Raw genomic sequence first — 13,939 nt, forward strand, 5'->3', positions numbered from 1 at the left:
TCCGCCGATTTTTTGCCAACGGAACGAGTCACGATCAGAAGGCTTCCGATGACAAGCACAAGAGTGCGGCCGCATGTCGCGCGTGTCCTGCAACGGACGCATGCCGTGTTGTTCGCCTTCGACGGCACACTTTGCGACCTGTTCGCCGGTGTGGACACCGCGGCGATCGCCCAGAAGATCCGCGACAGGCTTTTCTCCGCGGGACACCGGATGTCGCTGCTTACGGCCATCAACGACGATCCGCTGTCGATGACGGCGTACGCCTACCGCGTCGGACCGGAGTACGGCGTGGAAGCGGAGGAGATGGTGCGTGACGTCGAGACCGCCGCCGTCGTGACGGCCACGCCCGCGCCGGGGGCGTACGAGGTGCTGCAGGCCTGCCAGGCCGGCGGCAGGCTCGTCGCCGTGATGGGTGACACCTGCTCCGCCGCCGTGGAGACCTACCTCGATGCGCAGGGTCTACGTCACCTGGTGGGCCCGGTCATCGGGCGCGAGCGACGACCGGCGTTGTCGGAGACACCGGGGACCGACCTCGCGCGGCAGGCGGTGAAGGTCCTGGATGTGGAGCCGTCCGTCTGCACCCTGGTCAGCATGTCGGTCATGGGGATGTACGTGGCGGAGGAGGCCGGCGTCCAGGCGATCGGCGTGGTGGGCGAACACGGCAGCCGTAAGCACCTTGCCGGTATCCACGGTTCGGTCGTCGTCTCCACGTTGCACCAACTGGCCGGTGCGCTCGCCGCAGTCCCGGTGGCGAATCCCCGCTGAGCGTCACCACAAGCCGCAAGACCGCCGCGTCCCCGGCGGCGGCACCGCTCTCCGCGCCACGTCAGTAAGGTCCTTTCATGCCCGAACTCCAACTCCTGCGGCCTGACCACGCCTCGGCCCTGCTCGCGTTCGAGATGGAGAACCGCGCGTATTTCGCGGCGTCGGTACCCGAGCGTGGCGACGACTATTTCGAGAATTTCGCGGCGAGGCACGAGGCTCTGCTCGCCGAGCAGGAAACGGGGCTGATCCTCTTTCACGTTCTGGTCGGCGATGACGGTGAAGTGCTGGGACGAGTGAATCTCGTCGATGTTTCGGACGGTACCGCCGAGCTGGGATTCCGGATCGCGGAGAAGGCGGCCGGTCGCGGCCTGGCGACGACAGGAGTTCGTCAGGTGTGCGACCTGGCGGTCACGACGTACGGTTTGACGACCCTGCGCGCCGCCGCGGCGCTGGACAACGCGGGGTCGCGGGCGGTCCTGGAGCGTACGGGGTTCGTGCCGACGGGCGAGACCCTGCTGGACGGCCGACCCGGGATCACCTATGTCCTTGACCTGCGTCAGCGCCACTGACGGCGTTCCGTAAAACGCGGATACGGGAGATCGGACGCGCCTGCGTCCGCGTCTTCCTGACAAGACCTCGGTGCAGAACGCCCCCCGCCGACCTCGCCCAGCTGTTACCTGTGGCCCGGCGACACCTCGTCGTCCCGTCCTTGAACCGCCCCGCTCGCTCCAATCGGACACCAATGCGCGTCCGGCGACTACGCGAGCTCATCGGCATTGAAAGCCGGTCACGCAACATCGCGCAGAGAAGCGGCCACTACCTGGCCGCTTCTCCTGCCAATGTGCTCCCTGAGCAGGGCTGGGCGAGCTGATCCTCCTGATCGTCGTCGGTGGCCGGGGCCAGGCTCCCGCCATCACAGCGAACCGGCTCCTGCGCTATGTCGTGCGGGCCGTCAGACCAGGATCCGTCCGGCCGCCCAGACAAGGTGAATCGAGAAACAAGGAGCCATCATGTCCGTCAACGCCGTGACCCACCTGAACTTCCGAGGTGACGCCCGCGCGGCACTCACGTTCTACCAGTCGGTGTTCGGCGGGGACGTGGCCGTGGTCACCTACAAGGACGCCGGAAACGTCCAGGATCCGTCCGAGGCCGACCAGGTGATGTGGGGCCAGGTGGCCGCCGCCGGTGGTTTCCGCGTGATGGCCTACGACGTGCCCTCGCGCCTGCCGTGGAACCAGGGGGAGAACGCGTTCTTCGTTTCGGTCCGGGGCGAAGCGGCCGAGGAGGTCACCGCGTACTGGGAGAAGCTCTCCGACGGCGCGACCGTCCTGCAGCCGCTGGGACCTGCGCAGTGGGCGCCCCTGTACGGGATGCTGAAGGACCGGTTCGGCGTCACCTGGGTCCTGGACGTCGTCAGCGAGTACCAGGCGTCCTGACGATCAGAGCCCGGGCGGCGGGCGACCGTCGCCCGGCCGACGCTCCGACGACGGCGTTCAACTCCGGTCGGTGGCCGGTATGGCCAGGAGCGTGCCCGTGGAGCCGCCATCATGCGTTCCGTCATGACGCTGGCGGCTCCCACCAGACCACCACGCGACTCGAAGGCAAGGACGTAGCAGTGAAGACGCGCCCACTGGGCCGGACCGGAATCCAGGGCACCACGATGTCCGGCCAGGCCGGGAACCCTGACCACGACGACATCATGCCGATGGTCGGCCAGCCAGTACGCGGCGGTGTGAGCCGATGACCGTCCTGGACACCCGGGCGCTCAACCGCGCCACGCTCGCCCGCCAGCTGCTGCTCGACCAGGCCGACATACCGGTCCTCGACGCCGTCACGCACCTGTGCGGCCTGCAGGCCCAGGAGCCGCAGGAGCCGTTCGTCGGGCTCTGGTCGCGGCTTCGCGCCTTCGACGCGGCGGACCTCTCGAAGCTGCTGATCGGCCGAAGCGTCGTGCGGACCCACCTCATGCGCCGCACCGTCCACCTGCTGAGCGCCGACGACGTCCTGGCCTGGCGCGCCCGCCACGACGGCATGCTGCGCGGGCGGGTCCTCGGGGCCTATCGCCGCGAGCTCGACGGGGTGGACCTCGATGAGCTCGCCGCGGCGGGCCTGAAGGTGATGAGCGACGGCGAGCCCCGTTCGATGGGCGAACTCGCGCGGGCGCTCGCCGACCGCTGGCCGGGGCCGGGCCCGCGGGCGCTGGGCGAGATGCTGGTCGCCGCCCTCATCCCGATGGTGCAGCTGCCGCCCCGGGGGCTGTGGCGCACCAAGGCGGGCGTGCGCAATGTCCCGATCTCCTTCTGGCTGGGCCGCGAGGTCGACCCGCCCGCCCCGGACGGCTCCGACCCGGTCGGCCAGGAGTTGGTACGCCGCTATCTGGCCGCCTACGGCCCCGCGGCCACAGCCGACCTCCGAGCCTGGTCCGGCCTCACCGGCCTCCCGGCCGCGGTCGCCGCGATCCGCGACGAGCTGATCTCCTTCCGGGACGAACGCGGCCGCGAACTCCTCGACCTCCCCGACGCGCCCCGCCCCGACCCCGACACCCCTGCTCCGGTCCGCTTCCTGCCGGCCTTCGACAACGCGATCCTCGGCTACCACGACCGCACCCGCATCATCGACGACGCCCACCGCGGCCTGTCGGTGGCCGGCGAACGCGTCGTCCTCCTTGACGGCCGGGTCGCCGCGACCTGGACCGTCCAGGCCGACACCGTGGTCATCACCCCGCTGCGCCGCTTCTCCCGCGCCGACCGCGACACGGTGGCCGAGCGGGGCCGGGCACTGGCGGCGTTCCTCTCCGACGATGGCAGCCACCGCGTACAGGTCACCGCCTCTCCCCGCTGAGCGCCACCTACGCCGCATCCGCGCGACCGACCGCTGCCACATCGCGGACCCGCGAGCAGACGAGTCCGCGTCCCGTGCCGTCATGACGCGGTCAGCCCGGTTCGCCGGTCGCCGCGTCGGCGAAGCGGCGGGCCAGGTCCGCGAAGGCGTCTTTGAGCGCGGTCGGCCCCACGACCTGGATGTCGGCGTCGAATCTGCCGATGGTGGCGGCCAGTGCGGGCCATGACCACGCGCCCATGACGAGGCGGCAGCGGTCCGGGCCGAGTTCTTCGACGACCGCGTCGCGGGTGTAGGCGGACACGACGCGGGCGGGGAGGTCGAGGATCACCTCGCCCCGGCAGGGCCACTCCCCGGGGCCGTCGAAGCGGTGGAACCTGGCGGCGACGAAGGCGGCGACGTCTCCTCCGGGCAGCTCGCGCGGGGTGAAGCGGGGTCCCGTGGGAGTGCGCGGCGTGATCCGGTCGACGCGGAAGGTACGCCAGTCGTCGCGGTCGAGGTCCCAGGCGACGAGGTACCAGCGCCCGCCCCAGGTGACGAGGTGGTGCGGCTGCACCCGGCGGGGCGGGGGACCGGCGGGGTCGGCGTCGGCTTCCGCTGGGGATACGGGGGCGTAGTCGAAGCGCAGTACTTCGCGGGCGCGGACGGCGGCGCTGACGGCCACGAGGACCTGCGGGTCGGCCTGCGGGTTCGGCCGGATCCCCGGGCGTTCGACGGCGGTGACCTGGAGGGAGTCGACACGATGGCGCAGCCGTGCCGGCATGACCTGCCGAACGGTGCTCAGCGCGCGTGCCGCGGCTTCCTCGATTCCCGCCCCGGTGGCGGCCGCGGTCTGGAGCGCGACGGCGAGGGCGACGGCCTGGTCGTCGTCGAACAGCAGCGGCGGCAGTTCCGTGCCGGCACCGAGCCGGTAGCCCCCGTCCGGGCCTTTGGTGGTCACGATCGGGTAGCCGAGCTCGCGCAAGCGGTCGACATCGCGGCGCACGGTGCGCGGGCTGACCTCCAGCCGCTCGGCCAGTTCCTGCCCCGGCCAGTCCCGGCGCCTCTGGAGCAGGGAGAGCAGCGCCAGCAGTCGCGCGGACGTCTTCGGCATGAGCCGCAATCTACCCGGAGAAGCGGCCACACCCTGTCCACTTCTCGGAGGCGAAATCCTCTTGCCGCCATGTCGGCGATATTCCTGGGGGTCGGCCAAAGATACGACGGAAACCGGCAACCAGTGATCTTGAGTTGAACTTGCCGCAGGTGAGGCGCTGGGGCGGATCGGCGTCGGCTGCCCAACCAGGGACAGCGATGCGCAAACGCGGCCGGAGGCCCGATCTTGTGTCACCGTTCGCAGTGGACTTGTTCGCGTACCCGCTCAGATCGGTCAACGGCGCACCCGATAGCGCAGGTGAAGCACCCGGTTGCCCTGAATCACCACCTCAGGATCCTCCAACATGTGCTGCGCGTGGACCGACCCGAAGTAGCGCTTGCCGGACCCGAACACGACGGGTACGACGTCCATGCGCACCTCGTCGATCAGGCCCGCGGCAAGCACCTGGCCACCGACGTCGCCAGCGGCGACCTCGACCATGCGGTCACCCGCAAGCTCCTGCGCCTTGGCCACGGCTGCCTCGACGCCGTCGACGAAGTGAAACGGCGCCTCGGGGTCCCAGCCCTCGGGCTCCGGCCGGTGCGTCACGACGACCACGTGATCGATCCCGCCCGGAGGCTTCCCGTCCCAGCCGTCCGTCATGTCGAAGACGTGGCGGCCGACGACTGTCGCCCCGATCTGGTCCCAGTACGGCCGGGTGTAGTCGTAGGACGTCTGCGACACCTTCACCTCGCCGCTCTCGTCCAACGGGACGTCACCGCTGGACAACCAGTCGAACAGCGGTCCGGGCTGGTCATTCTCGTCCGCGACGAAGCCGTCCACCGACACCGAGCTGTACATGACCACCTTGCCCACGGGGCTCTCCTCTGCTTTGGGGTGCCCACAAATTAGCGTGTCGTGAGCTGTCGCTTCTTGTAAGAAATCAATCGGCCGGCAGCGGCCAGCTGTCCAGCACGTGGCCGGGATGTTCGCGCAGGAACCGCCGCCGTACTTCGACGTACCGGGTCGGCGTGAGCCCGGTGAACGCCCGGAACTCGTGGCCGAAGTGGGCCTGGTCGAAGTAGCCTGCGCCACCGGCGAGGTCGCCCCAGTCGATCGGTCCGGCGGGGTTGATCGCGAAAACGGTGGCGGCGAAGCGGTAGGTGCGGGCCAGCCGCTTCGGCGTGACGCCGATGAGCTCCTTGAACCGCTGTGCCAGATGAGTGCTGCTGACACCGGCTGCCACCCTCAGGTCGCCGATCGCCACCGCCCCGCTGGTCGCCGCGATGACACTGCTCGTATGGCGGACCAGCCCCAGGCCGGCGGTCTCGCACAGCCGTCGCATTAGCTCCTCCTCGAGCAGCGTCAGCATCTCGTGCGGTCCGTCCGCCGTGGCCAGCCGGTCTCGCAGCTCAGCAATGGCGGGCCGGCCCCAAACCTGCTCTACCGTCACCGGCCGGTCACACAGCTCGGCCGCGGGCATCGGCAGGAACGGCGCCAGCCCCCACGGCTTGAAGTGCACGCCGACGGACCGGGTCCGGAGTGGGTAGCCGAACTCCAACGCGCGGGTGGGCATGGTGACCACGCAGCCGTCGGCGTACTCGGCCGTCTCGATGTCGGTGCCGGCGCGGATGCGGAACGGCGCCCCGAGGTTGACGATGAGCAACGCCGACGGCATCGGCGGCAGCGTCAGCCGGGCGTACGGCGGCGCACCCTCCAGGTAGTAAAGGTCGTCGATCAGCCCGTCCAGCGGCGGTCGCGGCACTCTGGACACGTACTCCACGCCCACAGCATCGCCGCCACCGTGTTCGCGATCAACCCCGCCGGCATCGCGCGCCGGGATGGTCCAGCCGCGCTGCCGCCAGCATCGAGCCGGCGCCGACCCCGGACGAGCGCCCGGCCGCGGACATTTGCGTGGGTTACGCGTGCTGCGTGAGCGATGGAGGATTCTCGGCCCACCAGTTGTCGCCCTGCATGGGGGAGGAGTACGTGGCACGGCGGCGGCGTGAACGCTACGCGGCCATGGGCCGAAAGATCGCCCGGCGCGACGGGGAACTGCTCGATCGGCTCGCGCGGTGACCGCCTTTCCGGCGACGGCGGACATCCTCGCCCTGGCGGGAGTCGTGCTGCCCGCCGTCGAGATTCGTGAGGGCGGTCTTCTGGACGCGGCCGTGCTGCGGCCGCGGACGTCGGTGCTGCGCGAGGACGCCTACCCGGACCTGTGGGAGAAGGCCGCCGCGCTCATGCATGGCATCGTCCTGGGCCACCCCTTGGTCGACGGCAACAAGCGGCTCGGCTGGGCGTCCGCCGTCGCCTTTCTGGAGGACAACGGGGAGATCCTGGAGTACCACGACGTGGATGTGGCGGAGGACCTGGTCATAGCGCTGGCCAAAGGCGAGCTGGACGACATCCCCGACCTCGCCCGCCGCCTGCGTGCCCTCTGACGTGTGACTCTCGACCGGCATCGTCGCGTCGCTCGAGCCCGGCGAAGCCGCCGGCACGGAGTCACGTCATCCTGCGCGGTCACGGTCCGGGCGGGGACGGTAAGGCTCGGGGGATCAAGCCCCGCCGGGCCGGGCGTGGAAGCGGGTGACGAAGCGGCGTTGCCACGGAGTCTCCACCGCGCGTGGCGCGTAGTGCGCCCGCACGTAGGCGACCGCCTCGCCGTTGGGCACGCCGTCGAGTACGGCGAGGCACGCCAGCGCCGTGCCGGTGCGCCCGTGGCCGCCCGCGCAGGCGATCTCGACGCGCTCGGTCTCGGCCCGCTCCCATGCCTCGCGCAGCGCCTTGGCGGTCTCCGTACGGTCGGACGGCAGCCAGAAGTCCGGCCAGCGCAGCCAGCGGGTCTCCCAGGTCACCGGAGGCGGCTCATGGCCCAGCAAGTAGAGGGCGAAGTCGGGTGTCGGACCGTCCGGAAGTGAGCGGCGGAGCCCCCGGCCGCGAACAAGTCGTCCCGAGGGAAGCCGTAGCACACCTGCCGCCGCGGAGTCCCATGTAGCGCTCACGAACGGGAGCGTAGTCCGCCCGCTTCCGTCCGTCCTGACATATCGGCAGATGCAGCGATTCCTCGCGGCCGCCAGGAGTTCGGCCCCGCGGCCCCGGCGGCCCGCGGGAAGGTGGGCCCGTGAAGGGGGCCGAGGGGGAAGCCGTTCGCCGGGAAACGGGTGGAATGCGTCAGAATCGGCGTTGTGCAGTTTGGCATCCTTGGGCCGCTACGGGTTCGGACGGCCGAAGGGGAACCGGTCTCCGTCGGCGGGTCGCGGCCGCGCGCGCTTCTGGCGATGCTGCTGCTCGACGCGGGGCGGCCGGTCGGGATCGACCGGCTGATCGACGGTCAGTACGGTGACGACCCGCCCGCGGGCGCGGCCAACGCGATCCAGGCGCACGTCTCCCGGCTCCGGCGCGCTCTGCCGTCCGGGCTGATCGAGTTCCACGGCGGGGGCTACCGGCTCGCCGTCGATCCCGAGGACGTGGACGCCCACCGCTTCGAGCGGCTCGCCCGCGAAGGACGCCGGCTTCTGGCCGCCGGTCACCACGAACGCGCGGCGAAGTCGCTCAGGGAGGCGCTGGCGCTGTGGCGGGGCCCCGCGCTGGCCGACGTGGGCGACGCCCCCTTCGCGCCACCGCGGGTGACCCGCCTTGAGGAGGCGCGGCTGGAGGCGCGGGAAGACCTCGTCGAGGCCGAGCTGGCCCTTCCCGAGGGCACCTCGACGGCCGAGCTGCGGGAGATCGTGGCCGCGTACCCGCTGCGTGAGCGGCTGCGCGGACAGCTCATGCGGGCGCTGCACGCGTCGGGGCAGCAGGCGGCGGCGCTGGCCGTGTACGAGGAGGCCAGGCGGCTGCTCGCCGACGAGCTCGGGGCCGACCCCTCGCCCGAGCTGGCCGAGATCCACCTGGCGATCCTGCGGGGAGCCGAGCAGCGCCCGGAGCGGGCGGCGGGCCGCGGGTTGCCCGCACAGCTCACCAGCTTCGTCGGCCGGGTGGCGGAGCTGGAGCGGCTCGGCGGGCTCCGGGACGCCCGGCTGATCACGCTGACCGGTCCCGGAGGCGCGGGCAAGACCAGGCTGGCGATCGAGACGGCCCGCCGCCGGGGCGGGGACGTCCGGTTCGTCGATCTGTCGCCGCTCGACGACGGCGGCCAGGTCCCGCAGGCCGTCCTGGGTGCCCTCGGCCTGCGGGAGACGGGGCTGCGGTCGCCCGACGCCGAGCGCCTCGACGCCGCCGACCGGATCGCCGCCGCGCTCGCGGAGCGCGAGCTCCTGATCGTCCTGGACAACTGCGAGCACGTGATCGCCGCGGCCGCCGTCCTGGTCCGCCGCCTGCTCGACGACTGCCCGGGGCTCGCCGTCCTGGCCACCAGCCGCGAGCCGCTCGGGCTCACCGGCGAGACACTCGTTCCGCTGACGCCGTTGGCCGTGGCTCCGCCGGAGGCGGACCTCGACCGGGCCGCGGCCTACCCCGCCGTACGGCTGTTCGCCGACCGGGCCGCCGCCGTACGGCCGGGCTTCACGATGACGCCCGAGGTCGTCGAGATCTGCGCGGCTCTGGAGGGGCTGCCGCTCGCCATCGAGCTGGCCGCGGCGCGGGTCCGCTCGTTCACGGTGGCGGAGATCGCCGCGCGGCTGGGCGAGCACGGCAGGTTCGCGCTGCTGTCGCGCGGCGACCGCACCGCGTCCGAACGCCACCGGACGCTGCACGCGGTGGTGGAGTGGAGCTGGAGCCTGCTCAGCGCCGACGAGCGGGCGATGGCCCGGCGTTTCTCCGTGTTCTCGGGCGGCGCGTCACTGGAGGCGGTGGAGCGGATCTGCGGGCCCGCCGAGGTGCTGGCCGACCTGGTGGACAAGTCCCTCGTCGAGGCGAGCGGCGGCCGCTACCGAATGCTCGACACGATTCGGCTGTTCTGCGCGGAACGGCTGGCGGAGGCGGGGGAGGAGCGGCGGCTGCGCGACGCCCACGCCGCGTACTTCCTCGACCTGGCACGGCGCGCCGACCCCTGGCTGCGGCGGGCCGAGCAGCTCGACTGGCTGGCCCGGCTCTCCGCCGAGCACAGCAACTTCGACGCCGCGTTGCGCCATGCCGTACCCGCGGATCCGGAGACGGCGCTGCGGCTGATCGCGGCCCTGTCGGCGTACCGGTGGCTGAGCGGGCGGCGCGGGCAGGCGACGGCGTCCGCCCTCGACCTGCTGGTACGGCTCGGCGGCGCGGCGGCGGAACCACCGCCGGGCCTGGAGGAGGAGTACGTCCTCTGCGTGCTCGCCGTCGTGCCGGACGTGTTGCCCGAGCAGTGGGCGCGGGCCGCCGAGATCATAGGGTCGCTCGGGCACGAACTGCGGCATCCGTTCGCGGCGGTCATGTGGGGGATGGTGGCCGGGCCGCCGGAACCGGGGTCGGTCCGGACCCGGCAGTTCGGCTCCGACCCGTGGGGCCGGGCGGTCGTGCTGCTGGGCCAGGGGACGATGAGCCTGCTCGGAGGCGAGGTGGCCGAGGCCGAGCGGCTGCTCGCGGCGAGCCTGGCGGGCTTCCAGGCCGCCGGCGAGCGCTGGGGGATGGCGCAGGGGTTCGAGTGGCTGGGGACGATCTCCAGTTGGAGAGGCGACCGGGCGCGAGCCCGGGAGATGTGGGCCGGCGCCCTCGATCTGCACGAGCAGCTCGGCGCGCTGGAGGAGATGGTGGACGTGCTCTGCCGGCGGGCGGGCACCGTGCTTCGCGAGGGTGACGCGGACGGAGCGGCCGCCGACCTGCGGCGCGCCGCCGAGCTGGCCCGCCAGGCGGGCCGCTCCCATCGGCCGGCCCTGGTCGCGCTGGGCTGGGGCGACCTCGCCCGGCTGCGCGGCGATCACGCCGAGGCGCGCGCCCGCTATATGGAGGCGTTGGACGGCGTCGTTCCCGGCACCTACGTGGGCGACACCACGCGGATATGCACGCTCACCGCGCTGGGATGGCTGGCCCAGGCCGAGGGCGACCTCGCCGAGGCGCGGCTCCGGCACGGCGAGGCGTTCGCCCTCGCGTCCGCGGTTCCGGCGACGGACCTCGCGGACGTCGTGGAGGGGCAGGCCGGGCTCGCCCTGCTCGAGGGCGCGGCGGAGCGCGCCGCGTTCCTGCTCGGAGCCGGTACGGCGCTGCGCGGCACGGCCGTCACGGGCGACCCCGACGTGGCCGGGGTCGCGGCGCGGGCCACGGAGGCGATCGGCGCGGAGGCGTTCGCGGCGGTGTACGCGCGTGGGGCCGCGCTCGACCGCGCCAGGGTGTGGGCGGCTCTCGGCTGACCCGGCCCGCCGTACGCGCGGAACGCTGACGGCGGCGGTTCACGCGCGGAGCGCTGACGGCGGCGGTCCCGGGCTGTCAGCGGAGTGTCCATGGCCTGTCAGCGCTCCCGGCGACGCTGAACGCATGAACTTCACGAACCGCGTGGCCGGGACGAACGGCCTGACGAACACCCACATCCTGATCTCCGGCGCGAGCATCGCCGGTCCGGCGCTGGCCCACTGGCTCATCCGTTACGGCTTCACGGTGACCGTGGTCGAGAAGGCCCCCGCGCTGCGTCTCGGCGGCCAGGCTGTCGACTTCAAGGGCGAGACCCACCTGACCGTGCTGGAGCGGATGGGCATCCTGGAGGATGTACGGCGGTTGCAGACCGGCGGCACCGACCAGGAGATCGTTGACGCGAACGGTCGCAGGCTGGCGGTGATGCCCGGCGAGTTCACCGGCGGTGAGCTGGAGATCCGGCGCGGCGAGCTGTCCCGGCTGCTGTACGAAAGGACGGTCGCCGCCGGCTGCGAGTACGTCTTCGGCGACTCCATCACCTCGATCACCGAGACGGCGGGCGGGGTGCACGTGACGTTCGAGCGCGGCGCGCCGCGTACCTTCGACCTGGTCGTGGGCGCGGACGGCATCCACTCCAACGTCCGCCGCCTGGTGTTCGGCCCCGAGTCGGACTATGTCCACTTCCTCGGCTACTACTACGGCCTCGTCGACGTACAGGGAGATTTCGGGTCGATGCCGACGATGTACAACGAGCCCGGCCGGCTGGTCTCCACCGGCGGTCCCGCGGCGGCCGCCTTCTTCGCCTTCGCCTCGCCGGGTCTGGACTACGACCGCTACGACGCCAAGGAGATGAAGCGGATCCTGCGGGACGCCTACGCCGGGATGGGGTGGCGGACGTCCGAGATCATGGAAGCGGTCCGGCACGCGGACGACGTCTACCTCGACTCGATCAGCCAGGTCCGGATCGACCACTACTCCAAGGGCCGCGTGGTGCTGCTCGGAGACTCCGCGTACGGCAACACGCTGGGCGGCTTCGGCACCGGGCTCGCCATGGTCGGCGCGTACGTGCTGGCCGGCGAGTTGGCCGAGGCGGGTGGAAATCACCAGGTCGCCTTCCGGCGCTATGAGGAGGGGTTCCGCGACTACGCGAAGATCGCCAAGAACGGTAACGCGGGCCGCTTTCTCGCACCGCGCACCCGGCGCGGGATCCGGATGCGGAACCGGCTCTTCCGGTCCGGCGTCCTGTTCTCGCTGATGATGAAGATGACCGACAAGTACGCCACCGACATCACGCTCAAGGACTATCGCGCGCTTGTCCGCCGATGACCGCCGGTTCAGGGGCCGCGGGACGACGGAGGGCTGTGGAGTGGCTGAACATCCGTCGAATGATCTGGACGGGTTGGCGGCGGAATGGCAGCCTTACCCGTTATGCGAATGAAGATCATTACGGTCGGTGTTTGCGGTGCGATGGTGGCTTTGGGGAGTTCCGGGGTGGCGAGCGCGGCGGCTCGCGCCGCCGCTCCCAACTTCCAGTTGCCCTTCCCCTGCGGGGAGACCTGGGTGGGCAGCAGCGGCAGCTACGCGCACACCGGCAACGAGATCGATTTCAACGGCAGTGCGAACGACGGGGACGGCGACCTCGGAAGGACCGTCGTGGCGGCGGCGGCCGGCACCGTCGAGGTCTCCGCGTACCAGACCGGCAACGGCTACGGGAACCTGATCAAGATCCGGCACTCGGACGGCAGCGCGACCCTCTACGCGCACCTGAACACGCGCTCGGTCGCGCAGGGGGCGACCGTGGCGCAGGGGCAGAAGATCGGCGCGGTGGGCAAGAGCTCGGCCAAGTACAAGGTCGCGGCCCACCTCCACTACGAGCAGCGTTCGTCGTCCGGGGCCATCGTCCCGGCCGTCTTCAACGGTGTCACCTTCAAGTACCCCGGTCAGAAGGTGAAGTCCAACAACTGCGGTGGCTCCTCCACCCCCTCCAAGCCGTCCCCGCCGCCCAAGCCCGCCGGCAGCCCGAACCCGTACAGTGCGGGCAAGGTGTGCGGCGCGGGCTTCAAGGAGATCGACTCCGCGTCGTTGGCGTCGTACGGCCGCGTCGTCCTGATGTACTCCGCGGCGACCGGAAAGAACTGCGTCGTCACCCTGCGCGCCGGCGGCACGGGCAGGGACAACGTCAGCGCCTTCCTGGAGGTCAAGGGCAAGAGCCGGCAGAGCGACTCCGGGAGCTACCAGTACTACGCCGGACCGCTGCGCGCCGCGGCGGCCCGCACCTGCGTGAAGTGGGGCGGCTCGATCGGGTCCGCCCGGTACGAGAGCTCGTTCGAGCACTGCGGCTGACGCCGCCCCCGGGCGCGCGGCCCCGCGTGCGCCGCGCGCCCGGCTCGTGTGACGTCCTGACCTGGGAGAATGGCCGGCGGAAAAATCTTGAAAAAAGTGTGGCCGCCGTGTCGAATCGGCCGCCCTCCGTTCGATGCGTAGTCGAAGGGCCGGAGAGATCCGGCGCACGACACCTCACCGAGAAGGGACCCCGCGATGCGGTACATGATCACTCTTAAGGCCACCGCCAAGCCCACCACCCCGCCGCCCGCCGAGCTGATGGAGGCCATCACCGCGCTGGGGCAGGAGGCGACCGCGGCCGGCGCCCTCCTGGACACGAACGGGCTGGCGCCGAGCGCCGAGGGCGCGCGGGTCGAGCTCGTCGGAGGGAAGCTGAGCGTCACGGACGGCCCGTTCGCCGAGGCGAAGGAGCTGATCAGCTACGCCCTGTACCAGGTCAGGTCGAAGGAGGAGGCGATCGAGTGGACCTCGCGCTTCCTGAAGCTCCACCGCGACCTGTGGGACGGCTGGGAGGGTGAGGCCGACATCTGGCGCGTCTTCGGCCCGGAGGACTTCGCCCCCGGCGCCTGACGGCCGGCGCCGTTCGCCGCCCAGACGGACCTTGTGACGACATGTCATGAGAAGAAGCCGCCTGGGTGGCGACGAGGTGCTGTGCTT

Annotated in this window: 15 protein-coding genes; 11 read left to right on the top strand and 4 right to left on the bottom strand. The window is 71.5% G+C overall.

Features of this window, described 5'->3' with window-relative positions; translation table 11 throughout:
* Nucleotides 1-48 precede the first annotated feature (48 nt).
* The 5 genes from AWQ68_RS19305 (at nt 49) to AWQ68_RS19320 (ending at nt 3,606) form a co-directional block, all read left to right on the top strand.
* The gene (locus AWQ68_RS19305) at nt 49-765 is read left to right on the top strand and encodes an HAD family hydrolase (RefSeq protein WP_157545469.1); all 717 of its coding nucleotides are present in this window, start codon (nt 49-51) and stop codon (nt 763-765) included.
* A 77-nt stretch (nt 766-842) separates the two neighbouring features.
* Nucleotides 843-1,334, top strand: a complete 492-nt coding sequence (locus AWQ68_RS19310) for a GNAT family N-acetyltransferase (protein ID WP_066942263.1) — start codon at nt 843-845, stop codon at nt 1,332-1,334.
* Nucleotides 1,335-1,775: 441 nt separating this feature from the next.
* Nucleotides 1,776-2,201 carry a VOC family protein gene (locus tag AWQ68_RS19315; protein ID WP_066942264.1) on the top strand — a complete coding sequence of 142 codons (426 nt, stop codon included), beginning with the start codon at nt 1,776-1,778 and terminating at the stop codon, nt 2,199-2,201.
* Nucleotides 2,202-2,380: 179 nt separating this feature from the next.
* On the top strand, nt 2,381-2,509 hold the full coding sequence (locus AWQ68_RS45735) for a hypothetical protein (RefSeq protein ID WP_281217685.1): 129 nt from the start codon (nt 2,381-2,383) through the stop codon (nt 2,507-2,509).
* Complete coding sequence (locus tag AWQ68_RS19320; protein ID WP_066942265.1) at nt 2,506-3,606, top strand: winged helix DNA-binding domain-containing protein; 1,101 nt, start codon at nt 2,506-2,508, stop codon at nt 3,604-3,606. The genes AWQ68_RS45735 and AWQ68_RS19320 overlap by 4 nt, the downstream gene beginning before the upstream one ends.
* Before the next feature lie 91 nt (nt 3,607-3,697).
* Here the strand turns inward: AWQ68_RS19320 and AWQ68_RS19325 are convergent, their stop codons facing one another.
* The 3 genes from AWQ68_RS19325 to AWQ68_RS19335 all read right to left on the bottom strand — a co-directional run bounded on the left by AWQ68_RS19325 (nt 3,698) and on the right by AWQ68_RS19335 (nt 6,458).
* Nucleotides 3,698-4,696 (bottom strand): helix-turn-helix transcriptional regulator, encoded by a 999-nt coding sequence (locus tag AWQ68_RS19325; protein ID WP_174554122.1) that lies wholly within the window; start codon nt 4,694-4,696, stop codon nt 3,698-3,700.
* 273 nt (nt 4,697-4,969) lie between these two features.
* Nucleotides 4,970-5,551, bottom strand: coding sequence for a dihydrofolate reductase family protein (locus AWQ68_RS19330; protein WP_066942267.1), 582 nt, complete (start codon nt 5,549-5,551; stop codon nt 4,970-4,972).
* Between the two features lie 67 nt (nt 5,552-5,618).
* Complete coding sequence (locus tag AWQ68_RS19335; protein ID WP_218006931.1) at nt 5,619-6,458, bottom strand: helix-turn-helix domain-containing protein; 840 nt, start codon at nt 6,456-6,458, stop codon at nt 5,619-5,621.
* 149 nt (nt 6,459-6,607) lie between these two features.
* Here AWQ68_RS19335 and AWQ68_RS42570 point away from each other — a divergent pair, with 149 nt between their 5' ends.
* A complete protein-coding gene (locus tag AWQ68_RS42570) occupies nt 6,608-6,754 on the top strand; it encodes a hypothetical protein (RefSeq protein ID WP_157545473.1) in 147 nt (48 codons plus the stop codon).
* Nucleotides 6,751-7,119 (top strand): type II toxin-antitoxin system death-on-curing family toxin, encoded by a 369-nt coding sequence (locus AWQ68_RS19340; protein ID WP_066942268.1) that lies wholly within the window; start codon nt 6,751-6,753, stop codon nt 7,117-7,119. The genes AWQ68_RS42570 and AWQ68_RS19340 overlap by 4 nt, the downstream gene beginning before the upstream one ends.
* A gap of 114 nt (nt 7,120-7,233) precedes the next feature.
* Here AWQ68_RS19340 and AWQ68_RS19345 read toward each other — a convergent pair whose 3' ends face one another.
* Nucleotides 7,234-7,680 (bottom strand): protein-tyrosine phosphatase family protein, encoded by a 447-nt coding sequence (locus tag AWQ68_RS19345; RefSeq protein ID WP_066942269.1) that lies wholly within the window; start codon nt 7,678-7,680, stop codon nt 7,234-7,236.
* 183 nt (nt 7,681-7,863) lie between these two features.
* On the opposite strand from AWQ68_RS19345, the gene AWQ68_RS19350 reads away from it, so the two are divergent.
* The 4 genes from AWQ68_RS19350 to AWQ68_RS19365 all read left to right on the top strand — a co-directional run bounded on the left by AWQ68_RS19350 (nt 7,864) and on the right by AWQ68_RS19365 (nt 13,852).
* On the top strand, nt 7,864-10,941 hold the full coding sequence (locus AWQ68_RS19350; RefSeq protein WP_066942270.1) for an AfsR/SARP family transcriptional regulator: 3,078 nt from the start codon (nt 7,864-7,866) through the stop codon (nt 10,939-10,941).
* Nucleotides 10,942-11,065: 124 nt separating this feature from the next.
* Entirely contained in the window at nt 11,066-12,265 is a 1,200-nt protein-coding gene (locus AWQ68_RS19355; protein WP_245655986.1) for an FAD-dependent monooxygenase, read from the top strand.
* A gap of 165 nt (nt 12,266-12,430) precedes the next feature.
* The gene (locus AWQ68_RS19360; RefSeq protein ID WP_245655987.1) at nt 12,431-13,282 is read left to right on the top strand and encodes a M23 family metallopeptidase; all 852 of its coding nucleotides are present in this window, start codon (nt 12,431-12,433) and stop codon (nt 13,280-13,282) included.
* Between the two features lie 204 nt (nt 13,283-13,486).
* Entirely contained in the window at nt 13,487-13,852 is a 366-nt protein-coding gene (locus AWQ68_RS19365) for a YciI family protein (RefSeq protein WP_245655988.1), read from the top strand.
* Nucleotides 13,853-13,939: the final 87 nt, after the last annotated feature.

Origin of the sequence: Microtetraspora fusca (genome assembly GCF_001570365.1) — a bacterium.
GTDB classification, from domain to species: domain Bacteria; phylum Actinomycetota; class Actinomycetes; order Streptosporangiales; family Streptosporangiaceae; genus Microtetraspora; species Microtetraspora fusca.